Source organism: Flagellimonas pelagia (assembly GCF_003584135.1).
Taxonomy (GTDB): Bacteria; Bacteroidota; Bacteroidia; order Flavobacteriales; family Flavobacteriaceae; genus Flagellimonas; species Flagellimonas pelagia.
The window spans coordinates 102,766-125,000 of record NZ_QXFI01000006.1; the positions used below are offsets into that span (position 1 = coordinate 102,766).

Below are 22,235 nucleotides of genomic sequence, written 5' to 3' on the forward strand. Positions count from 1 at the left end.
AAAACATGGTCAAAATGAATTGTTTAGGATTACTGATTTCGTTGCTGTTCCTTTCGTGTAGTGATGGAGGTGACAATGATGGGGGTGTGAGTGACATAAAACCTTCTAACCTTTCCATAACGGCCAATGTAGCCGGGGTCGATAGCGAAAATCCAAATGGTGATGGAAGCGGAATCGTGGATTTCACCATCAGCTCAACCAATGCGGCCTATTACAAGGTCAATGTGGATGGCAAAAGCGTGGAATTGACAGAAAATACATTTTCCCATACCTTTCTTAAAAAAGGCACTCATGAGTACCCTGTGACGGTTTCTGCCTATAATTCTGGAGGATATGTCAGCACTAGTATCTCTGTAAAGGTTTATGTTGATGATGAACTGGAATTGGTCTGGCAAGATGAGTTTGACCAAGATGGCGCCCCCGACCCAAACCATTGGGGATATGACATAGGCAACGGGAGCAATGGTTGGGGCAATAATGAATCGGAGTATTATACGGACAGATTGGAGAATGCTAAGGTCGAAAACGGCGTTTTAAAGATAACCGCACAGAGAGAGGACTATGAAGGATTTGAATATACTTCGGCCAGACTTCTTACCGCGAACAAATTCGATTTTACGTATGGACGTATAGATGTGAGGGCGAAATTGGCAGGGGGAGGAGGTACATGGCCAGCCATTTGGATGCTGGGTTCCAGTATCGGCACCGTGGGATGGCCTGCCTGTGGCGAAATTGATATTATGGAATACACAGGTAATAATCCAGGCAAGGTGCAAAGTGCTCTACATACCTCTTCCAGTTTTGGAAATACCATAAATTATAAGGCAGTTTCCATTGCCAATGAGACTACAGAGTTCCACCTGTATTCCATGATCTGGACAGAGGAAAGCATTGTTTTTCTATTGGATGATGTGGCTTATTACACCTATAGTCCAACTCCCCGAAATGACCAGACATGGCCGTTCAACAAGGACCAGTTCATTATTTTGAATGTTGCCATGGGAGGCAATTTAGGCGGTAATATCGATCCAAATTTTGAGACCTCGACCATGGAAATCGATTACGTGCGTGTGTATCAATAAACTTTCAAGGAAATGGTCGTTCAATTGGTGAAATTGTGTCTGTTGTTTGTTGGACTATCATTTGTGGCCCAATCCTGTAGTGGAAGCGATGGGAACTCGGATAATTTTTCCCAACCAACAAAACCTTCAGGTCTTACCATTGATGTTGATATTGTGGGGCAATCCAGTGAGAATCCCAATGGGGATGGTAGTGGAGAGGTCAATCTTACCTTTCAGGCAACCAATGCAACACTATACAAGATACTTATCGAAGGCCAACTTAAGGAATCCAACTCCAATACCTTGTCCTATACCTTTACTGACGAAGGCACCCATGATTATAGCATAGTGGTGTCAGCCTATAACCAAGGACAATTTATAAGTAAGACCATTTCTGTTACCGTTTATGTTGAAGAACTTACAGGGTTGGTCTGGTCCGATGAATTCAACAACGGAAGTCTGGACTTGGACAAATGGAACTATGAAACGGGCACTGGGGTCAATGGAGATTGGGGAACCGGACAATTGGACCGTGCAACCGATAGACCTGAAAATATCAGCTTTCAAAATGGGATCACAGATGCAGATGGAGGTTGCTTGGTGATTACTACACGCGATGAAACCTTTATGGATAGGGAATATACCAGTGGGAGGATCAATACCAAGGACAAAGGTTCCTGGGGAACTGGGCATCGAATCGTGGCTCGGGTCAAAGCCAGCGGTGTCAGGTATCAAGGGCAGGGGTTTGCTTTTTGGATGATGCCCCAGGAAAAACCTGTTACGGTGGATGCGATCATGTGGCCCCAGGGAGGTGAAATTGATATTATGGAGTATGTAGGTTCCATACCTTATCACAATTTAGGGACCGTCCATTATGCCTGGGAATGGCAGAACAACCAATATCAAGATTGGAACCATGGGCACTTGGGCGGATATTATAGTTACGAAACCCAACAGACACCCAATCCCGAAGAGCCTGGCTACGGAAATTTCCCGCCTCCAGAAAATGACCCCAACGTGGGAAGTTCGGGATTTCACGAATACGGCATAGATTGGTATGATGACCGGATAGAGTTCTTTGTGGACGATAATATTTACCATATCCACTATTTAAAAGATGGTGGTGGATATACCGTGGATGGACAGGATGAAAAATCTGTGGAACTGGTCGATGGGCGTAGGGTTACCATTTCCGAGTATTCCAACCATTTTGATGAATGGCATCCTTTTGAGCATAAAATGTACGCCATTCTTAGCGCAGGGGTGGGGGGCAGTGATTATACCTACGGCGGGCCTATTGTACCGGAAGCCCAGTTTCCATGCTCTGTATACATTGATTGGGTCAGGGTCTACAAAATGGAATAGATTTAAAAAATTCTATTGGTATTTTTGATGTATGTCCGATCCATCGCGTAAACCTTCTAAAATGATACGACCGTGAGGGTCTGTACCCTAAAAAACAGTGTCGGCATTTTGCCAATAAACATTGAAAATCTTGAGTCTGTAAAACGGTTCGGAGACCATCAAACAAAATGGTCCAAAAAAGAAAAACCTTGATCAATCTGTGATTGTCAAGGTTTTTCTTTTTGTTTTGTGACCTGGCCGGGGCTCGAACCCGGGACCCTTTCATTAAAAGTGAAATGCTCTACCAACTGAGCTACCAGGTCATTTTAACAGTGCCTAGGTGTTTTGCTAAGCGGCTGCAAATATAACATCAATAATCTATTTTACAAGGTGAATTAATGATAAATTTGTGTTTTTTTGAAATCACTAGGAAATCGAATATATGAAAGTAGTTTTGATGGGATATATGGCAAGCGGAAAGTCAACCGTTGGGCGACTGTTGGCCAGTGAATTAGGGATACGGTTCATCGACCTTGATGACTATATCGAGGAGCAGGAAAAAAAATCCATCAAAAGTATTTTTTCTGAAAAAGGTGAAATCCATTTTCGGAAATTGGAGCATCAGACACTACAAAAAATATTACAGGAAAACGAATCCGTTGTATTGTCTACCGGAGGGGGCACCCCTTGCTACGGAAATAATTTACAAACCATTTTGGAACAAGCAGATTGCTCTATCTACCTACAAATGTCCATCCCCGATTTGGTAGACCGCATTGCCAGGGAAAAAGAACATCGCCCGTTAGTTAAGGATATTCCCGATATGGATTTGCCAGAATTTGTGGGGAAACATCTTTTTGAGCGTGTTCCTTATTATTCCCAAGCCAATCATGTGGTCAATGGGAAGGGAAAACCTGAGGCAGTAGTAACCGAAATCAAAAAAATCCTATTCTAGGTAAACGGCATCGTTATTGGGCTCGAACACCACTTTGATATGCTCGTTCAAGGAAGTGGAGAGTGAAATGCCTTTAAAATCGGCCTTAATCGGATATTTTTTATGGTTCCTGTTCACCAGTACGGCCGTCTTCAATTGCTTGATGGGCGTTTTCAAGAAGTGATGGGTGCCATAGATCAAGGTAGTGCCGGAATTCAGTACATCATCAACCAAAACAATGGATTTATTGGTATAATCCTTTTCATTCATAGAAGTACTCACCCCGCTTTTCAATGGATTTTTTTTGTCCATATCCATCTTGCACAGGATAATGTCCGCTTCGGTGATCTTTTTGAGTATGGCAGCAATCTTTTTCGCGAAACTCATCCCACCACCGTTTATTCCGGCAATGATGATCTCTTTTTCATCCACATTGGTCTCGTAGATTTGGTAGGCAATGCGTTTTGCAATATGCTGGATCTGTTCGTGGGTAAGTATGCGGTTCATCGTATTGTTGCTTAATGTTTCAAAGATAAAACAGTTCATTCAGATTCGTCCAAATAATCCTCAATGTCCCTTCTGTCCTTTTTAGTGGGGCGTCCCAAGCCCTTTTTGCGGTAATGGGTTTTGGCATGTTGGAGCAGTTCGTTATGCTCAAAGGCCTCTTTTGGAGTGGTGTCCTTTCTATAAATATCCACCAATTTGGCCCCGACTCGGCTTTCGGGAATGTCCAGAACGGTCAGTTGGTAATCCACTTGATCTTTTCTTAGCACGATCTTATCCATGGGGTAAACCTCCCTCGAAGGTTTGATCGGGCTACCATTTATCTTTACTTGCCCCTTTTTAATAGCAGTGGAGGCGAGGTTTCTTGTTTTGAAATATCTGGTACACCAAAGATACTTGTCAATGCGCATGGTCTTCGCAATTCTTTGTTAATGGACAAAGCAAAAATAATGGAAAATTGTATCTTGCGCAGCTAAATAACATACTTGATGAGGTACGGGATTTTTGTTTCTTTGATTTTTGTAATGGCGGTTGTTTCATGTAAAAAGGATGATAATGGTGTGGTGGAAGTGCCACCGAGTCTATTGAGTGATGTGGCTCCAGAAGATGATGCAACAATCAAGGAATATCTGAATACACATTTTTACAATTACGAAGATTTTGAAAACGAGCCCGATGGGTTTGACTATAAAATTGTGATCGATACTTTGGCCGGGGATAACGCTGATAAGCGATCGTTGATGGAAGATGCCCAATCCATGGTAATCAAAGTATCTTCGGATTATCTAGGACTAAGTGCAGGGGAAGAAGATATAGAACATACTCTATATTATGTTGTAGTAAGAACAGGTGAAGGGGGTAGCCCTACTTATGCCGATTCTACCTTGGTCCGATATCAAGGTTCTCTTCTGAACGGGAAATTGTTTGATGAAAGCCAGGATTTTGTATGGCAGGAACTTCCAGCCACGGTAAGGGGATACGGTAATGGCGTGGCCATGTTTAATGCGGGTACCGAGGACCAAATAGTAGAAAATCCAGATGGGACCTACAATATTACGAATAGTGGCTTGGGTATTATAGTGATACCATCGGGCCTGGCATACTTTAATAATTCAAACAGTTCCCTTATACCAAGTTATTCACCTTTGGTTTTCAAGATTGAGTTGGGGCTGTATGTGGAAAATACGGATAGGGATAATGATGGTGTGCCTTCCATAGAGGAAGATTTAAACGGTAATGGATATTTGTTTGACGATAATACAGATTATGATGATGAAAGTGTTTATGCCCGCTTACCCAATTTTAACGATGCTGATGATGATGGGGATGGGGTTTCCACAAGAAGTGAGATTACCGATGACAACGGAAATATTATAAAACCCTACCCGGACAAGGATGGGGATGGCGTTCCGGATTACTTGGACCCAGATACCAATTAAACATAAAAAAGGCCCGATGGATCCATCGGGCCTTTTTTATTTCAATTTTTACATTTTACAACTTGAGTGAAAGAGCGAAAATAACCTGTGAAGGTCTGGAATCTACCCTTCCGGAAATGTCGGTAACATTATTCCCGATGAACTCGGCCTCATTTTCGGAAAAACCACGTTCATAGCGTACGTCCAATCCGATATTTCCTAAATTGACCCCTACACCGGCATTTAATCCAACGGTAAAGTCATTTTTAACATCCTCCACTTCCAAATCACCCAAATCATTGTTTAAGGTGTATTGAAAAGCTGGACCTGCAAAAATGTGCAAGGGGCCGATTAATTTATAACCCAAAAGAACGGGCATGTCCAATTTGGAGATGTCGTAATCTTGGGTATCTCCATCCACGTCATAGGAACTTTTCGTTTTGGAATATACCAATTCAGGTCTAAGGTAAATTTTGGGAAAATCCAATTTTCCCCAAAAACCAAAATGATACCCTGCTTTACCCTTGGCGCCTTCAACGATATCCTGCCCGCCATCGCCGACAGAACTGATCAAGTCGCCATTTTTGTTGTAAGATAATCCGGCCTTAATACCGAATCCTGAGCCACTCTGGGCTAAGGCAGTGGCCCCAATAAGGGCAAATACTGCTACTAGAAGCGTTTTTTTCATACATGTTCGTTTTAATGGGTTGAAGTAATATCAAAGATATCGGAAACTATTTCCGCTTCAACACTCTTAAAACGGCTGCTTCTATGGCTTTATTGTTCAAACCGTACTTCTCCATGAGTTGTTCGGGTGTACCACTTTCTCCAAAAGTATCCTTTGTGGCCACAAACTCTTGAGGGGTAGGATGGTGCATACCCAATACGCCGGCAACGCTTTCCCCAAGGCCTCCCAAATAATTATGCTCTTCCGCGGTCACTATACATCCTGTCTTTTTCACGGAGTCCAAAATAGCCTTTTCGTCCAACGGTTTAATGGTGTGTATGTTGATCACTTCAGCAGAAATGCCCTGGTTCTCTAAACTTTCGGCTGCTTGTAGGGCTTCCCATACCAAGTGTCCGGTAGCAACGATGGTGACATCGGTTCCCTCACTCAACATAAGGGCTTTCCCAATTTCGAATTTTTGATCAACTGGGGTAAAGTTGGCCACTTTAGGTCTTCCGAAACGAAGATAGACAGGCCCATGGTGTTCCGCAATGGCAATGGTGGCTGCTTTGGTCTGGTTAAAGTCACAGGGGTTGATCACTGTCATCCCGGGGAGCATTTTCATCAGACCGATATCCTCCAAAATTTGGTGGGTGGCTCCATCTTCCCCCAAGGTAAGACCCGCATGGGATGCACATATTTTTACATTCTTGTCCGAATAGGCAATGGACTGGCGAATTTGATCGTAGACCCTTCCTGTTGCAAAATTGGCAAAGGAAGAGGCAAAAGGGATTTTTCCACCAATGGTCAATCCGGCTGCGATGCCCATCATGTTCGCTTCGGCAATCCCCACTTGAAAAAATCTTTCGGGATTCTCCTCAATGAACGTTTCGATTTTTAAGGAACCTACCAAGTCGGCACAAAGTGCCACCACATTGGGGTTGGTCCTTCCCAGTTCCGTCATTCCTGCGCCATAGCCGCTTCGGGTATCCTGTTTTCCTTGATCTGTATATTTAGTCATGGTGTCTGTTTCTTAATTAATAATCGCCTAGGGTTTCTGGGTTTTGTGCCAATGCTGTGGCCAATTGCTCATCATTTGGAGCTTTACCGTGCCAAGCATGGGTGTGCATCATGAAATCCACTCCATGGCCCATTTCGGTATCCATAACCATACAAACGGGTTTGCCTTTCCCCGTTCTGCTTTTGGCTTCTTTCAATCCGGCTATCACTCTTTCCAGGTCGTTTCCACTTTCCACTTCCAATACATCCCATCCAAACACCCGGAATTTTTCGGCAACATCGCCCAACGGCAATACTTTTTCGGTAGGGCCGTCTATCTGTTGGCCATTTCTGTCTATGGTGGAAATGAGGTTGTCTACTTTGTTGCCTGCAGCAAACATGATGGCCTCCCAATTCTGTCCTTCCTGAAGTTCTCCATCCCCATGGAGGCTAAAAACCAAATGGTCGTCCCCGTTCAATTTTTTGGCCAATGCGGCCCCGATGGCCACGGACATCCCTTGGCCCAATGAACCGGATGCCACGCGTACGCCAGGTAGGCCTTCGTGGGTGGTAGGGTGGCCCTGTAATCTTGAATTGATCAACCTGAAAGTGTTGAGTTCCTCAAGGGGGAAATAACCCCTTCGCGCCAAAACGCTATAAAAAACAGGGGAGATGTGTCCATTGGACAAAAAGAAGATGTCCTCTCCAATTCCATCCATGTCAAACCCTTCCTTCAGATCCATAATTTCGTTGTAGAGGGCTACCATAAATTCGGTACAACCCAAGGATCCTCCCGGATGTCCTGAATTTACGTTGTGGACCATTCGTAAGATGTCCCTTCTGACCTGTATGACCAAGTCCTGTAATTCTTTCGTATTTGGCATTGCGTAATATTTAATGCATCAAAAGTAAAGGCATTCGATCGGCTAAACAAACGGAAACGCATTATTTATCAAGAGCCTTATTGACAAACTTTATTTTTTTGTTAAGGGTTGGCGAAAATGAGATCGTTATATTTGCGCTTTTAAACGAAACCATTGGATTTTACCTTAATAAAGAAGGATAGCCAGAGTAAGGCCAGGGCAGGGGAGATGACTACGGATCATGGCACCATCCAAACCCCTATTTTTATGCCGGTGGGTACCGTTGCCTCGGTAAAGGGGGTTCACCAACGCGAGTTGACGGATGAGATCAATCCCGACATCATTTTGGGCAACACCTATCATTTATACCTTCGACCCGGCACAGGAATTTTGGAAGAGGCAGGGGGACTGCATAAATTTATGGGGTGGAACCGAAATATTCTAACCGATAGTGGGGGATACCAAGTATACTCGCTCTCCGAAAACCGTAAGATCAGAGAAGAAGGAGTAAAATTCAAATCCCATATTGATGGCTCCCATCACGTGTTCACCCCAGAAAATGTGATGGAGATCCAGCGTACCATCGGGGCCGATATCATAATGGCCTTTGATGAATGTACCCCATATCCCTGCGATTATAATTATGCCAAACGTTCCATGCACCTTACCCACAGATGGTTGGACCGATGCATCGACCATTTGGAGAAGCTTCCATATAAATATGGATATGCACAAAGTTTTTTCCCCATTGTTCAAGGTTCCACGTATAAGGACTTAAGAAAGCAATCAGCTGAATATATAGCTTCGGTTGGTGCCGAAGGAAATGCCATTGGAGGACTTTCGGTAGGGGAACCGGCCGAAGAAATGTACGAAATGGCGGAACTGGTCTGCGACATTCTTCCAGAGGATAAACCCCGTTATTTGATGGGCGTGGGGACACCGATCAATATTTTGGAGAATATTGCATTGGGGGTGGACATGTTCGATTGTGTGATGCCGACCCGAAATGCACGGAACGGAATGTTGTTCACGGCGCACGGCACCATCAACATCAAAAATAAAAAATGGGAGAACGATTTTTCTCCCATAGATGAGATGGGAATCACTTTTGTGGACACGGAATATTCGAAGGCCTATTTGCGACATTTGTTCGCGGCCAATGAGTATTTGGGCAAACAGATTGCTACCATCCATAATCTGGGATTTTATCTTTGGTTGGTACGTACGGCCAGAGAACGTATTTTAGCAGGGGATTTTCTGGAATGGAAAACCAAGATGGTTCAACAAATGGATAAAAGACTCTGATGCTCACCATACTCGACAGGTATATCTTAAAACGCTATCTGGTCACCTTTTTGGGGATGCTCATGCTTTTTGTTCCCATTGGGATCATGGCCAATCTGGCGGAAAAGATTGGGAAGATCATCGATAATGAGGCGCCACTTTCCGAAGTCATGGTCTTTTACGGCAATTTCACTTTAGTGATCGGTAATCTGTTATTGCCCATATTCCTTTTCCTTTCCATTATTTTCTTTACCTCCAAACTGGCCAGCAATACCGAAATTGTGGCTATTTTGAGTTCGGGAGTGTCCTATTGGAGATTCTTGCGACCTTATTTTATTGGGGCCACACTGGTCGCCATCCTTATTTTTATGATGGGAATGTTCATTGTGCCCCATGCGAGCATTGGATTCAACGAATTCGAGTACAAATACTTTAAAAAGGGTCGTCAGGACAGGGTCACGGAAAACATTTTCAATCAGTTGAACGAAACGGATTATATCTATGTGAGCAGTTTCGATCCCAACAGACAGATCGGGTACAATTTTACCTATGAACATTTTGATACCATCGGTAAATTAGATTATAAGATTTCCGCAAGTAACATCAGGTGGGTTGAAAAGGACAGTGTGTACCGATTGACGAATTATGAGAAACGCGAGATCAGGAACGAAACGGAATACATAAATTCAAAACGCAGGTTGGATACCATTTTTTCGTTCGAGATAGATGATCTTACCCCAGTTTCCTATATCGCCGAGACCAAAAACCTGTTCGAACTGAATGATTTTATCAAGGACCAGAAAAGCAAAGGGGCCTCCAATATCAATGCCTATGTATTGGTCAAATACAAGCGTTGGGCATTGCCTATTGCTGCGTTCATTCTAACCGTGATTGCAGTAGCGGTTTCTTCCGTAAAACGACGTGGCGGGATGGGGCTCAATCTGGCGTTCGGTATAGGCGTGGCCTTCGTATATATTTTCTTTGATAAGGTATTTGGCACTTTGGCCGAACAATCAGGATTTTCGCCTTTATTGGCGGTGCTGATCCCCAACCTAATTTTTGGTGCCTTTGCCGTTTACATGCTCATGAAGGCCAAGCGTTAATACATAAAAACCTCGTATTGAATTGACGTTAAATGGCTTGGACAATTTATTTGGGTAACCTATAATGTTATATATTTGTCCCCATTGTTTTTATTGAAAATATCAACTTTCCATGGAATATCTAGAATTTGAACTTCCCATTAAAGAACTTGAAGAACAACTTCAAAAATGTATGATCATCGGGGAAGAAAGTGATGTGGATGTCACAGAGACCTGCTCACAGATTGAAAAGAAACTGGAAGAGACCCGAAAGGATATCTATAAAAATTTGACCGCATGGCAACGGGTACAACTGTCCAGACATCCCAATAGGCCCTACACCATGGATTACATCAAGGCCATTTGTGGAGATACCTTTTTGGAACTACATGGGGATAGGAATGTGAAGGATGACAAGGCCATGATCGGTGGTTTGGGCAAGATAGGTGACCAGAGTTATATGTTCATCGGCCAGCAAAAAGGATACAATACCAAAACTCGGCAGTACCGTAACTTCGGTATGGCCAACCCTGAGGGATATAGAAAAGCTTTAAGGTTGATGAAATCGGCTGAGAAATTCGGGATTCCCGTGGTGAGTTTTATCGATACCCCAGGAGCATATCCGGGTATCGAGGCCGAAGAAAGGGGACAGGGCGAGGCGATTGCCCGAAATATTTTAGAAATGACCCGACTTAAAGTGCCGATCATTGTCATCATCATTGGGGAAGGAGCTTCCGGTGGAGCCTTGGGCATTGGAGTGGGCGATAAGGTACTGATGTTGGAAAATACGTGGTACTCGGTAATTTCCCCTGAATCTTGTTCATCCATTTTATGGAGAAGCTGGGAGTTTAAAGAACAAGCTGCCGATGCGCTAAAATTGACCGCTGCCGATATGAAAAAGCAGAAATTGGTCGATGAGATCGTGAAGGAACCCCTTGGTGGGGCGCATAGCAATAGAGAGAAAACTTTTGAGACCGTCAAAAATAAAATTTCATCTCATTACGAGGAACTTAAAAAGTTATCACCAAAAGAACTGGTCAAAACCCGAATGGAAAAATACTCCGAAATGGGTGTCTACGACGAATAAGTCATGGTTTTCAGAGGTTAACCTTTTTAATTAGGTTATATCCTAGAATTTTTTTATGTTATCAACAGGTATTTTAAGTTATCAACATTTTAATTGTTGAGTACCTGTGGAAATCGCTTCTATCATTATTAAAGTTAACTAAAGGTTAATTAGCTACTTTCGCATTCATGGATAAGCCTAGCCCCGTAGTCGGACATCGAGTGGACAAATCCACTCTGATAAGCCTTGAAAAAGGCAAAATACCTCCACAAGCAGTTGATTTAGAGGAGGTTGTATTGGGTGCTATGATGATTGACAAGAAAGGGGTAGATGAAGTAATAGATATCCTACATCCTGATGTCTTTTACAAAGATGCCCATAAATACATCTACGAGGCTATCTTCAAATTGTTCGAATCCTCTGAACCAGTGGATTTATTAACCGTTTCCTCGCAATTAAAGAAGGATGGTAAGCTCGAAGCTGTTGGAGGGGATTTTTATTTGATAAAACTCACCCAAAAAGTGGCTTCTTCCGCGCATATCGAGTTCCATGCCCGGATTATTCTACAAAAATATATTCAGCGGAGCCTTATCAAGATTTCAAACGAAATCATTGAGGATGCCTATAGCGATTCCGCAGACGTTTTTGATCTTTTGGACACTGCGGAAGCCAAATTATACGAGGTAACCCAAGGTAATTTGAAACGCTCTGCAGAGACGGCTCAAAATTTGGTGATCCAGGCCAAAAAGAAGATTGAGGAAATTTCCAATAAGGAAGGGCTCAGCGGAATTCCATCCGGTTTTGACAAATTAGATCGTTTAACCTCAGGATGGCAACCCAGTGATTTGGTCATTGTGGCGGCCAGACCAGGTATGGGTAAAACGGCCTTGACCTTGTCCATGGCACGTAACATTGCCGTGAATTCGGATATTCCGGTTGCTTTCTTTTCTTTGGAGATGTCCTCGGTACAGTTGATTACCCGTTTGATTTCCTCCGAAACCGGTCTTTCTTCTGAAAAATTAAGGACAGGTAAACTCGAAAAACACGAATGGGAACAATTGAACGTAAAGGTGAAGGCTTTGGAAAAAGCACCCTTGTTCATTGATGATACCCCTTCGCTTTCCATTTTTGACCTGCGGGCCAAGGCACGCCGATTGGCATCACAGCATAAGATCAGGCTCATCATCATCGATTATTTGCAGTTGATGACGGCAGGAGGGAGCCAAAAAGGAGGGAACCGTGAACAGGAGATTTCTACCATTTCCCGAAACCTGAAGGCATTGGCTAAAGAATTGGATGTACCAGTTATTGCTCTTTCACAGCTTTCCAGGGCGGTGGAGACCCGTGGGGGTAGCAAGCGCCCCATACTTTCAGACCTTAGGGAATCTGGGGCCATTGAGCAGGATGCCGATATTGTTTCGTTCATCTACAGGCCAGAATACTATAAAATTGACGAGTGGGACGATGAGGAGCGCACCCCGACCCAAGGTCAAGCAGAGTTTATTGTGGCCAAGCACCGTAACGGTGGTTTGGATAATATTAGGTTAAAATTTGTGGGTGCTCTGGGTAAATTTGATAACTTGGATGACTTTGATTCCCCATTCGAATTCCAATCGAAGATGAATGCGGATGAGGAAAATCCCTTTGCAACGCCAAAATTCCCTAGTGCGGACGAAGCTTTTGGCAGCGCAATGAACAGTGACGATGACCCAGATGATAACGACGTGCCGTTCTAAAATAGTTCAATTTTTGTCATTTCGAGCAAAAGCGCGAAATCTCACCATTCTTCTTTTATTTTTCCTGTTTGTTGGCAAATCCTTCGCTTCCGTTATCCTTATTCCCATGGATGCCGAGGGTCAGGAAAATCATTTAAAAGCTTACGGGATTACCTATTGGGTGCTATCCAAACAGCAAAAAGTACAATGGTTGCTCAACTATCGGGGTGGTTCTTTTTTGTTGCCCGATGGGGATGCCATACGAAAGGAATGCCAGATTAGGGGCGTTTCATTTGAAGTGTTGTCAGATGGGCAAGCGGAACAAATTTTGGATGAGATCAGCAGTCCTTCCCAAAACCAAGATGCGGTAATCTTGGAAAAAGCACCCAAAATTGCTGTGTATTCCCCAAAGGAAAATCAACCTTGGGACGATGCCGTGACCATGGTACTTACCTATGCCGAGATACCCTATACCACTATTTACGACGAAGAAGTGTTGGGGGACAAATTGGCCTTGTACGATTGGCTGCACCTGCACCATGAGGATTTTACGGGTCAGTATGGTAGGTTCTATGGACATTATAGAGCAGCTCCATGGTATATTGAGGCCAAGGAAGAAGCTGAGGCATTGGCCCAAAAATTGGGCTATGCCAAAGTATCCGACGAAAAGTTGGCCGTGGCCCTCAAAATCAGGAACTATGTAATCGGAGGTGGCTTTATGTTCGCCATGTGTTCCGCAACGGATAGTTTTGATATAGCACTGGCTGCCGAAAATGTGGATATCTGCGAACCCATGTTCGATGGTGATCCTTCGGATGCCAATTATCAGGCCAAATTGGATTTTGGGAATACCTTTGCGTTTACCAATTTTATTTTGGAGCGTAACCCCTTGCGTTATGAGTTCTCTTCCATCGATATGACCAATAGAAGAGGCAATGTGCCCAAGGAATCCGATTATTTTTCTTTGATGGAATTTTCGGCCAAGTGGGATCCCGTGCCTACCATGTTAACGCAGAACCATACCAGTTTGGTGAAAGGGTTTATGGGGCAGACTACTGCTTTTGCTAGGGATGAGATAAAACCTACCGTAATGGTGCTGGGAGAAAACAAGATCAATGGGGAGGCCCGCTATATCCACGGTATCAAAGGAAAAGGTTTCTTTACGTTCTATGGGGGCCATGATCCTGAAGACTACCAACACAGGGTAGGGGATCCCAAAACGGAACTGGACCTTCACCCCACATCACCGGGATATCGGTTAATCTTGAACAACGTATTGTTCCCGGCAGCTAGAAAAAAGAAACAGAAAACTTAAAGAAGTTTCTCCAAAACCCGCTCCACGCCAAATTCATTGTTGCTCAATGTTTTGAATTTGGCGGCCTTTAGTACGTTAGGGTGCGCATTGGCCATGGCAAAGCTGTATTCCGAAAGTTCCAACATTTCCAGATCGTTGTTATAGTCCCCAAAGACCATAACCTCATGGGGTGCTATGTTATGCTGTTCCATCACTTTCTGCAATGCATACCCTTTGTGTGCGTTCATATCGGAAACATCGACCCAATTGGCGCCCGAAACTTTTACCTTAAGTTCATTTTCAAGATGTTTAACCGCAGGGTAGATATATTTTTCTGAGCTTTCAAAATGATAAATGGCGATTTTAAGGACCTCTTCGTCCACATTGGCCCGATCCTCCACAATCCGGAATTCAGAATAATATTCCTTGAGCATGGTGATGAAAGCATCGGAGTCGCTTCCCACAAATGCGTTGTTTTGGCAACAGAGTACGGGATGTACGTTTTCCAAAGGAACTAATGTTTCCAGAATTCGGTTTACTTCCGATTTATGTATGGGCGTTGTGAGCAGTACGTTTTCCTGTTGTTTAACAAGGGCCCCATTTTCTGCTATCACAATGATTTCATCCTTTATGGAGTCCAACTTGTCCACCATACTGTGGTATTGTCTTCCGCTGGCGGCAACAAAGGTGATGTTCCTTTTTTGTAGCTCTTTGAAAATTTCAAAGAAACGTTGGCTCACCTCGTGATTGGAATTCAACAAAGTGCCATCCATATCGGAAACCACCATTTTTATATGTGATAGGTCCATGCTAAAAAATTAAGCTGCAAAGGTATTCCGTTCCTACCAAAGATTCATGGTCGGTTTGGTAAAGTTTGTATTAATTTCGTACTGAATCAGTGATATTACCATGGATTTTTTTCAAAAGGAAATACAACTAAGAACATACAAACGCGGTTTCCATTTAATTACGGATACTGTTTTACAAGCCTTGCCTGAAATCGGTAAAATTGAAACGGGAATACTGCAGGTGTTCATTAAACATACTTCTGCCAGTTTGACCATTAATGAAAATGCCGATCCAACCGTACGCACGGATTTTGAAAGCCACATGAACAAAATGGTGCCTGAAAATGCCCCTTATTATGTTCACAATTATGAAGGGCCAGATGATATGCCGGCACATATTAAGGCTTCTTTGATGGGTGCTTCGGTACAGATTCCCATTTCCCAAGGGCGACTGAACATGGGTATATGGCAGGGTATTTACCTATGTGAGCATAGAAACTATGCCTCTGGAAGAAAGCTGGTCATCACTGCTTTTGGACAATAAACAATTGACAATGTGCAATTTTCAATAAACAATTTAAGGAGCTAGATAGGGCAGGGCAACAATCGGTTTGTTCTTTTTTTTACAGGAAGCAATAAAAACAGAACCATTCGAGCCAATTCGAATAATTCGTGTTGACTTGTTTTAGGCCAATAAATAAAAAATCCCGCACTGGGCGGGATTTTTAATAAGCGGGGTAAGTTTATATTGATTTTTACTTTACTCTTTCCACGATGGCCTTGAAGGCATCAGGATGGTTCATGGCCAAATCCGCAAGAACTTTTCTGTTAAGTTCGATTCCGTTGGATTTAACTTTCCCCATGAACTGGGAGTAAGACATTCCGTGCATTCTGGCCCCGGCATTGATACGGGTGATCCATAGGGAACGGAAGTTACGTTTTTTGGTTTTTCTATCGCGGTAAGCATAAAGCATTGCTTTCTCTACCGCATTTTTGGCCACTGTCCAAACGTTTTTACGTCTTCCGAAGTAACCTTTGGCTTGCTTCATCACTTTTTTTCTTCTAGCTCGTGAAGCAACTGAATTAACTGATCTTGGCATAATGTTTCATTTTTTTGTAGCAGGCGTCCCAAAACGGGAACTTTATGGGCCCAACTCCAGGGTTAATAATTAATGTACCGTTGGAACGATTATTTTAAACGCAATTGTTCCAAAACGCTGTTCTCATCCGATGGGTGTACCAATGTGGAATGAGTCAACTTGAGCTTACGCTTTTTAGACTTTTTGGTCAAAATGTGACTCTTAAAAGCGTGCTTTCTCTTGATTTTACCAGAGCCGGTAAGCTTGAAACGCTTTTTGGCACTGGATTTTGTTTTCATCTTAGGCATTTTCCTAGTTTTTAACTCCGCTTATTATCCTGGACATCGTCCAGTATTTTTTTATTTCTTGTTTGTCTTGGGCGCAATGAACATGGTCATGCGTTTTCCTTCCAATTTTGGCATTTGCTCCACTTTTCCCCATTCTTCAAGTTCTTGGGCAAGTTTAAGCAACAAAATCTCACCTTGGTCCTTGTAAACGATGGATCTTCCTTTAAAGAACACATAGGCTTTTAGTTTGGCACCTTCCTTCAAGAATTTTTCCGCATGTCGCTTCTTGAAGTCATAATCATGATCATCCGTCTGTGGACCAAACCTAATTTCCTTGATGACAACCTTGGTTGCCTTGGCCTTCAGGGCCTTGTCCCTTTTCTTTTGCTCGTAAAGGAACTTTTTGTAATCGATAATCTTACAAACAGGAGGGTTGGCGTTTGGTGAAATCTCTACCAAATCCAGTTCCTGTTCGTTGGCCATTTCCATTGCTCTGGCAATGGGGTAAACACCCATCTCCACATTATCTCCCACAAGCCTTACCTCGCGGGCCTTTATTTTTTCATTGATATTGTGAGGGTTTTTGTTTTCCCTCTGTGGTTGGGGCTTAAATTTTCTTCGTATTGCTATGACGTATACTTTTTAGTTAAACTTAATTTTTTAGAACGACTTTAAGGTACTATTTATTTCAGTAGATACCAAGTCGGAAAATGAATCGGTGCTCAGGCTTCCCAAATCCTCACCTCCATGCCTTCTTACCGAAATGGTTCCGGAAGCTTCTTCCTGCTCCCCAACGATAAGCATGAACGGGATTTTCTTCAGTTCGGCCTCACGGATTTTTTTCCCTACCGTTTCATTCCTGTTATCAATGAGCGCGCGAATTTCGTTATTTTCCAGCGAATTCAAAACTTTTTCGGCATATTTTTCATGTTTCTCGCTGACGGGCAGTACTATAGCCTGTACGGGAATCAACCACAACGGGAAGTTTCCTCCGGTGTGTTCCAGCAAAAGTGCCACAAACCGTTCCATGCTGCCAAAAGGTGCACGGTGGATCATGACCGGGCGGTGAAGCTCGTTGTCACTTCCTTTATAGGTAAGGTCAAAACGTTTGGGTAGGTTGTAATCCACCTGAATAGTTCCCAATTGCCAGTTACGTCCCAAGGCGTCCTTCACCATAAAGTCCAATTTAGGACCATAAAATGCGGCCTCACCGCTTTCCACTACATAGTTCAATCCTTTTTCTTCCGCAGCATCGATGATGGCCTGTTCGGCCTTTTCCCAATCCTCCGAGTTCCCAATATATTTTTCAGGATGTTCCAGATCACGGACCGATACCTGTGCCGTAAAATTGTTGAAGCCTAAAGAATTCAATACATATAAGGTAAGGTCGATTACATTTTTGAACTCATCGTTCAGTTGCTCGTTGGTGCAGAAAATGTGGGCATCATCTTGGGTGAATCCTCGTACACGGGTAAGACCATGCAATTCGCCACTTTGTTCATATCTATAAACCGTGCCAAATTCGGCATAACGTTTGGGTAAATCTTTATAGCTGAACGGATGGCTGTTGTATATCTCACAGTGGTGGGGGCAGTTCATGGGTTTCAACAAAAACTCCTCATCCTCTTTCGGGGTATGGATAGGCTGAAAACTATCTGCTCCGTATTTGGCATAATGCCCAGAAGTAACGTATAATTCCTTTTGGCCGATGTGGGGAGTGACCACCATTTCATAACCTGCCTTCTTCTGGGCCTTCTTTAGGAACTGTTCCAAACGTTCCCTCAAAGCCGCACCTTTAGGTAGCCATAAAGGAAGGCCTTGTCCCACTTTCTGTGAAAAAGTGAAAAGTTCCAGTTCTTTGCCCAATTTACGATGGTCCCTTTTTTTGGCCTCTTCCAAAAGTTCAAGGTATTCGGTCAACTCTTTTTGTTTTGGAAAAGAGATTCCATACACCCGGGTCAATTGCTTGTTCTTTTCATCACCGCGCCAATAGGCACCGGCCACGCTCAACAACTTTATGGCCTTGATGATACCCGTATTTGGGATATGTCCACCGCGACATAGGTCGGTAAAGGTGCTATGGTCACAAAAAGTAATGGTTCCGTCCTCCAGGTTTTCAATAAGCTCTACCTTATATTCGTTGCCTTGGTTCTTATAATAGTTAAGGGCATCCGCTTTGGAAACGCTCCTCATTTTATAGTCAAACTTACCACGGGCAATTTCCAAGGCTTTCTTTTCAATTTCTGGCAAATCTTTTTCCGAGATGGATTGGTCGCCAAAATCAACATCATAATAGAAGCCGTTGTCAATAGCTGGGCCTATGGTCAGCTTAATGCCGGGGTACAATTCCTCCAAGGCTTGTGCCACTACGTGTGAGGTGGAATGCCAAAAGGCCTTCTTTCCGGCATCGTCGTTCCATGTATATAAGGTAAGGGAACCGTTTTCGGTAAGAGGGGTCACCGTCTCCACGGTAGTATCGTTGAATTTGGCCGAAATAACGTTTCGTGCGAATCCTTCACTGATGCTCTTAGCAATATCCATGGGAGTAGTTCCTTCGGGAACTTTCTTTACCGCGCCGTCTGGCAATGTAATCTCAATCATTTAATCCTTATATTATACATGGAGCGCAAAGATACTATCTTGAGTTGATGCTTACAATAGGGGCGTCATTCATTTAGTAAGTTATGTTCAATCAGTGCGTTATAAAATTCAGTATGCTTTTTTTGGTGGAAATAATATTTTTTTGTACTTTAAAAGTCTGGTTTTCAGTGAGGTGTAAATTTTTTTAAAAAATATCCGAAAACATTTTGTGGAGTCGGAATAACGTTCTTATATTTGCACCCGCTTAGCTGATGAGGCAGGGCGTTTTCGAGAGGGGGATTGGTCGGGATGGCCGATTTTTTTTTCGGGAAAAACAAGAAGAAGTTCATATGCATATTGTAACGACAGCGTAAAGAGAATAAGAACCATTTTGATGCGGGGGCCCGGATATTTCCGGGTGTCGGACAGACATTCAAGGAAATACAATGAAGAGTTTGATCCTGGCTCAGGATGAACGCTAGCGGCAGGCCTAACACATGCAAGTCGAGGGGTAGAGGGTGCTTGCACCCTTGAGACCGGCGCACGGGTGCGGAACGCGTATGGAACCTGCCCCTGTCAGGGGAATAGCCCAGGGAAACTTGGATTAATGCCCCATGGTATCCATGTATCGCATGATATGTGGATTAAAGATTTATCGGACAGGGATGGCCATGCGTACCATTAGCTGGTTGGTGAGGTAACGGCTTACCAAGGCAACGATGGTTAGGGGCCCTGAGAGGGGGATCCCCCACACTGGTACTGAGACACGGACCAGACTCCTACGGGAGGCAGCAGTGAGGAATATTGGACAATGGTCGGAAGACTGATCCAGCCATGCCGCGTGCAGGATGACGGCCCTATGGGTTGTAAACTGCTTTTATACGGGAAGAAACCCACCTACGTGTAGGTGGCTGACGGTACCGTAAGAATAAGGACCGGCTAACTCCGTGCCAGCAGCCGCGGTAATACGGAGGGTCCGAGCGTTATCCGGAATCATTGGGTTTAAAGGGTCCGTAGGCGGGCCTGTAAGTCAGGGGTGAAAGTTTGTGGCTCAACCATAAAATTGCCTTTGATACTGCAGGTCTTGAGTCATGGTGGGGTTGCCGGAACATGTGGTGTAGCGGTGAAATGCATAGATATCACATAGAACACCGATCGCGAAGGCAGGTGACCAACCATGTACTGACGCTGATGGACGAAAGCGTGGGTAGCGAACGGGATTAGATACCCCGGTAGTCCACGCCGTAAACGATGGATACTAGCTGTGGGGCATTCGTGCTCCGTGGCCAAGCGAAAGTGATAAGTATCCCACCTGGGGAGTACGTTCGCAAGAATGAAACTCAAAGGAATTGACGGGGGCCCGCACAAGCGGTGGAGCATGTGGTTTAATTCGATGATACGCGAGGAACCTTACCAGGGCTTAAATGCAGGCTGCATGGGGTGGAGACATCCCTTTCTTCGGACTGCCTGCAAGGTGCTGCATGGTTGTCGTCAGCTCGTGCCGTGAGGTGTCAGGTTAAGTCCTATAACGAGCGCAACCCCTGCCGTTAGTTGCCAGCATGTAAAGATGGGGACTCTAACGGGACTGCCGGTGCAAACCGTGAGGAAGGTGGGGACGACGTCAAATCATCACGGCCCTTACGTCCTGGGCCACACACGTGCTACAATGGCCGGTACAGAGGGAAGCCACCCCGCAAGGGGGCGCGGATCTATAAAACCGGTCACAGTTCGGATCGGGGTCTGCAACTCGACCCCGTGAAGCTGGAATCGCTAGTAATCGGATATCAGCCATGATCCGGTGAATACGTTCCCGGGCCTTGTACACACCGCCCGTCAAGCCATGGAAGCCGGGAGTGCCTGAAGTCCGTCACCGCAAGGAGCGGCCTAGGGCAAAATCGGTAACTAGGGCTAAGTCGTAACAAGGTAGCCGTACCGGAAGGTGCGGCTGGAACACCTCCTTTCTAGAGAAAGAGACGCCCGGAGGTTGTTCGGGCCCCGCACGAGGTGGTCCTTTACCTTTATGCTGTCGTTTTACAATGTGTTTTTTGATATACTGGCAAATTTTTAGGCCAAGACAGTCTCATAGCTCAGCTGGTTAGAGCGCTACACTGATAATGTAGAGGTCGGCAGTTCGAGTCTGCCTGAGACTACGATGAAAGGTTCATTGAGTATTGAAAGGAAATTCTGGAAGTTGAGACACCAGTTGTTGGTTCTTGGTTGATGGTTGATGGAAATTACGATCAACGAACAACGAACAACAATCAACTAGACTGGGGAATTAGCTCAGCTGGCTAGAGCGCCTGCCTTGCACGCAGGAGGTCAAGGGTTCGACTCCCTTATTCTCCACATTTTCCCCGCGGATGCGGGGATCCCGAAGGGGCGACACCGATCAAGGTCGGTAATTTCCCGGAGGGATGCCAAATCAAGTTTGGCACAAAAGTTCATTGACATATTGGGACGGAGCGTGATGATTAGGTTCATCATGGCGAAGTCAAAAGAAGAAACACGAAGTAGAATAGAATATATAAGGATTACGAGAGGGCATCCGTACTTGGTACGGGTGCGACAAGCAAAAGAAGGGCGTATGGGGGATGCCTAGGCTCTCAGAGGCGACGAAGGACGCGATAAGCTGCGAAAATCCACGGGGAGCTGCACATGAGCTTTGATCCGTGGGTGTCCGAATGGGGCAACCCGGCAGGTTGAAGGCCTGTCACACCGCAAGGTGGGCGAACCCGCTGAACTGAAACATCTAAGTAGGCGGAGGAAGAGAAAACAAGAGTGATTCCGAGAGTAGTGGCGAGCGAAATCGGAACAGCCCAAACCAACGTTGTCTCGGCAATGTTGGGGTTGTAGGACCACGATGTTCTTTGCGCGACGAACTGGAACCCTTTGGAAAGAGGGGCCGTAGACGGTGATAGCCCGGTACAGGCAAGGAGCGTTAAAGATAGTGGTATCCTGAGTAGCGCGGGGCACGTGAAACCCTGTGTGAATCCGGCGGGACCATCCGCCAAGGCTAAATACTCCTGGGAGACCGATAGTGAACCAGTACCGTGAGGGAAAGGTGAAAAGAACCGTGAACAACGGAGTGAAAAAGACCCTGAAACCATACGCCTACAAGCGGTCGGAGTCCCGTTTACGGGATGACGGCGTGCCTTTTGCATAATGAGCCTACGAGTTACTTTTACCGGCAAGGTTAAGCACTTATGGTGCGCAGCCGCAGCGAAAGCGAGTCTGAACAGGGCGCTCTAGTCGGTAGTAGTAGACGCGAAA

At 44.6% G+C, this 22,235-nt stretch carries 20 protein-coding genes, 3 tRNA genes and 2 rRNA genes (1 of these 25 running past the window's edge); 14 read left to right on the forward strand and 11 right to left on the reverse strand.

The features are described 5' to 3' along the window. Nucleotides 1–14 precede the first annotated feature (14 nt). Both D2V05_RS00785 and D2V05_RS00790 read left to right on the forward strand, forming a co-directional pair. Nucleotides 15–1,082, forward strand: coding sequence for a family 16 glycosylhydrolase (locus tag D2V05_RS00785; protein WP_235855353.1), 1,068 nt, complete (start codon nucleotides 15–17; stop codon nucleotides 1,080–1,082). 12 nt (nucleotides 1,083–1,094) lie between these two features. Next, the gene (locus tag D2V05_RS00790; protein WP_119645727.1) at nucleotides 1,095–2,426 is read left to right on the forward strand and encodes a glycoside hydrolase family 16 protein; all 1,332 of its coding nucleotides are present in this window, start codon (nucleotides 1,095–1,097) and stop codon (nucleotides 2,424–2,426) included. Nucleotides 2,427–2,655: 229 nt separating this feature from the next. Here the strand turns inward: D2V05_RS00790 and D2V05_RS00795 are convergent. Further along, a tRNA-Lys gene (locus D2V05_RS00795) sits at nucleotides 2,656–2,728 on the reverse strand. A 119-nt stretch (nucleotides 2,729–2,847) separates the two neighbouring features. Between D2V05_RS00795 and D2V05_RS00800 the strand changes: the two genes are divergently transcribed. After that, nucleotides 2,848–3,360 carry a shikimate kinase gene (locus D2V05_RS00800; RefSeq protein ID WP_119645728.1) on the forward strand — a complete coding sequence of 171 codons (513 nt, stop codon included), beginning with the start codon at nucleotides 2,848–2,850 and terminating at the stop codon, nucleotides 3,358–3,360. Here D2V05_RS00800 and D2V05_RS00805 read toward each other — a convergent pair. Together D2V05_RS00805 and D2V05_RS00810 are read right to left on the reverse strand one after the other, a co-directional pair. Beyond that, complete coding sequence (locus tag D2V05_RS00805) at nucleotides 3,352–3,846, reverse strand: phosphoribosyltransferase family protein (protein ID WP_119645749.1); 495 nt, start codon at nucleotides 3,844–3,846, stop codon at nucleotides 3,352–3,354. The two genes, D2V05_RS00800 and D2V05_RS00805, sit on opposite strands and share 9 nt — an antisense overlap. Nucleotides 3,847–3,881: 35 nt before the next feature. After that, a complete protein-coding gene (locus tag D2V05_RS00810) occupies nucleotides 3,882–4,253 on the reverse strand; it encodes an RNA-binding S4 domain-containing protein (RefSeq protein WP_119645729.1) in 372 nt (123 codons plus the stop codon). A 78-nt stretch (nucleotides 4,254–4,331) separates the two neighbouring features. On the opposite strand from D2V05_RS00810, the gene D2V05_RS00815 reads away from it, so the two are divergent. Continuing rightward, nucleotides 4,332–5,282: an FKBP-type peptidyl-prolyl cis-trans isomerase gene (locus tag D2V05_RS00815; protein ID WP_119645730.1), complete on the forward strand. Its 951-nt coding sequence runs from the start codon at nucleotides 4,332–4,334 to the stop codon at nucleotides 5,280–5,282. A 55-nt stretch (nucleotides 5,283–5,337) separates the two neighbouring features. Here D2V05_RS00815 and D2V05_RS00820 read toward each other — a convergent pair whose 3' ends face one another. Genes D2V05_RS00820 through D2V05_RS00830 form a run of 3 tightly spaced genes read right to left on the reverse strand, consistent with a single transcriptional unit; the run spans nucleotide 5,338 to nucleotide 7,811 of the window. Beyond that, entirely contained in the window at nucleotides 5,338–5,949 is a 612-nt protein-coding gene (locus D2V05_RS00820) for an outer membrane beta-barrel protein (RefSeq protein WP_119645731.1), read from the reverse strand. Nucleotides 5,950–5,995: 46 nt separating this feature from the next. Continuing rightward, complete coding sequence (locus tag D2V05_RS00825) at nucleotides 5,996–6,949, reverse strand: transketolase family protein (protein WP_119645732.1); 954 nt, start codon at nucleotides 6,947–6,949, stop codon at nucleotides 5,996–5,998. A 16-nt stretch (nucleotides 6,950–6,965) separates the two neighbouring features. Further along, complete coding sequence (locus tag D2V05_RS00830) at nucleotides 6,966–7,811, reverse strand: transketolase (protein ID WP_119645733.1); 846 nt, start codon at nucleotides 7,809–7,811, stop codon at nucleotides 6,966–6,968. A gap of 153 nt (nucleotides 7,812–7,964) precedes the next feature. Here D2V05_RS00830 and tgt point away from each other — a divergent pair, with 153 nt between their 5' ends. From tgt to D2V05_RS00855, 5 genes are all read left to right on the forward strand, one after another. Continuing rightward, nucleotides 7,965–9,095: a tRNA guanosine(34) transglycosylase Tgt gene (tgt, locus tag D2V05_RS00835; protein WP_119645734.1), complete on the forward strand. Its 1,131-nt coding sequence runs from the start codon at nucleotides 7,965–7,967 to the stop codon at nucleotides 9,093–9,095. Next, nucleotides 9,095–10,177, forward strand: a complete 1,083-nt coding sequence (locus D2V05_RS00840) for an LptF/LptG family permease (protein WP_119645735.1) — start codon at nucleotides 9,095–9,097, stop codon at nucleotides 10,175–10,177. The genes tgt and D2V05_RS00840 overlap by 1 nt, the downstream gene beginning before the upstream one ends. Before the next feature lie 112 nt (nucleotides 10,178–10,289). After that, entirely contained in the window at nucleotides 10,290–11,243 is a 954-nt protein-coding gene (locus D2V05_RS00845) for an acetyl-CoA carboxylase carboxyltransferase subunit alpha (protein WP_119642224.1), read from the forward strand. Nucleotides 11,244–11,410: 167 nt separating this feature from the next. After that, entirely contained in the window at nucleotides 11,411–12,958 is a 1,548-nt protein-coding gene (dnaB, locus tag D2V05_RS00850; RefSeq protein ID WP_119645736.1) for a replicative DNA helicase, read from the forward strand. A 13-nt stretch (nucleotides 12,959–12,971) separates the two neighbouring features. Next, complete coding sequence (locus D2V05_RS00855) at nucleotides 12,972–14,252, forward strand: asparagine synthetase B (RefSeq protein ID WP_417935661.1); 1,281 nt, start codon at nucleotides 12,972–12,974, stop codon at nucleotides 14,250–14,252. On the opposite strand, the gene D2V05_RS00860 is transcribed toward D2V05_RS00855, so the two are convergent. Further along, nucleotides 14,249–15,040: an HAD family hydrolase gene (locus D2V05_RS00860; RefSeq protein ID WP_119645737.1), complete on the reverse strand. Its 792-nt coding sequence runs from the start codon at nucleotides 15,038–15,040 to the stop codon at nucleotides 14,249–14,251. The two genes, D2V05_RS00855 and D2V05_RS00860, sit on opposite strands and share 4 nt — an antisense overlap. Nucleotides 15,041–15,140: 100 nt before the next feature. Between D2V05_RS00860 and D2V05_RS00865 the strand changes: the two genes are divergently transcribed. After that, nucleotides 15,141–15,563 carry a secondary thiamine-phosphate synthase enzyme YjbQ gene (locus D2V05_RS00865; RefSeq protein ID WP_119645738.1) on the forward strand — a complete coding sequence of 141 codons (423 nt, stop codon included), beginning with the start codon at nucleotides 15,141–15,143 and terminating at the stop codon, nucleotides 15,561–15,563. Nucleotides 15,564–15,774: 211 nt separating this feature from the next. Here D2V05_RS00865 and rplT read toward each other — a convergent pair whose 3' ends face one another. The 4 genes from rplT to thrS all read right to left on the reverse strand — a co-directional run bounded on the left by rplT (nucleotide 15,775) and on the right by thrS (nucleotide 18,986). Then, entirely contained in the window at nucleotides 15,775–16,119 is a 345-nt protein-coding gene (gene rplT / locus D2V05_RS00870) for a 50S ribosomal protein L20 (RefSeq protein ID WP_119642233.1), read from the reverse strand. Between the two features lie 89 nt (nucleotides 16,120–16,208). Next, a complete protein-coding gene (rpmI, locus tag D2V05_RS00875; RefSeq protein WP_072879913.1) occupies nucleotides 16,209–16,406 on the reverse strand; it encodes a 50S ribosomal protein L35 in 198 nt (65 codons plus the stop codon). Between the two features lie 51 nt (nucleotides 16,407–16,457). Beyond that, nucleotides 16,458–17,009: a translation initiation factor IF-3 gene (infC, locus tag D2V05_RS00880; RefSeq protein WP_262696618.1), complete on the reverse strand. Its 552-nt coding sequence runs from the start codon at nucleotides 17,007–17,009 to the stop codon at nucleotides 16,458–16,460. A gap of 36 nt (nucleotides 17,010–17,045) precedes the next feature. After that, nucleotides 17,046–18,986, reverse strand: coding sequence for a threonine--tRNA ligase (gene thrS, locus D2V05_RS00885; RefSeq protein WP_119645739.1), 1,941 nt, complete (start codon nucleotides 18,984–18,986; stop codon nucleotides 17,046–17,048). Between the two features lie 422 nt (nucleotides 18,987–19,408). Between thrS and D2V05_RS00890 the strand changes: the two genes are divergently transcribed. The 4 genes from D2V05_RS00890 to D2V05_RS00905 form a co-directional block, all read left to right on the forward strand. Beyond that, a 16S ribosomal RNA gene (locus tag D2V05_RS00890) occupies nucleotides 19,409–20,926 on the forward strand. 115 nt (nucleotides 20,927–21,041) lie between these two features. Next, nucleotides 21,042–21,115 (forward strand) — tRNA-Ile (locus tag D2V05_RS00895). A gap of 122 nt (nucleotides 21,116–21,237) precedes the next feature. Continuing rightward, nucleotides 21,238–21,311, forward strand: a tRNA-Ala gene (locus D2V05_RS00900). 216 nt (nucleotides 21,312–21,527) lie between these two features. Further along, a 23S ribosomal RNA gene (locus D2V05_RS00905) occupies nucleotides 21,528–22,235 on the forward strand (it continues 2,112 nt past the right edge of the window). Together the 16S and 23S rRNA genes with 2 tRNA genes alongside form the textbook arrangement of a ribosomal RNA operon.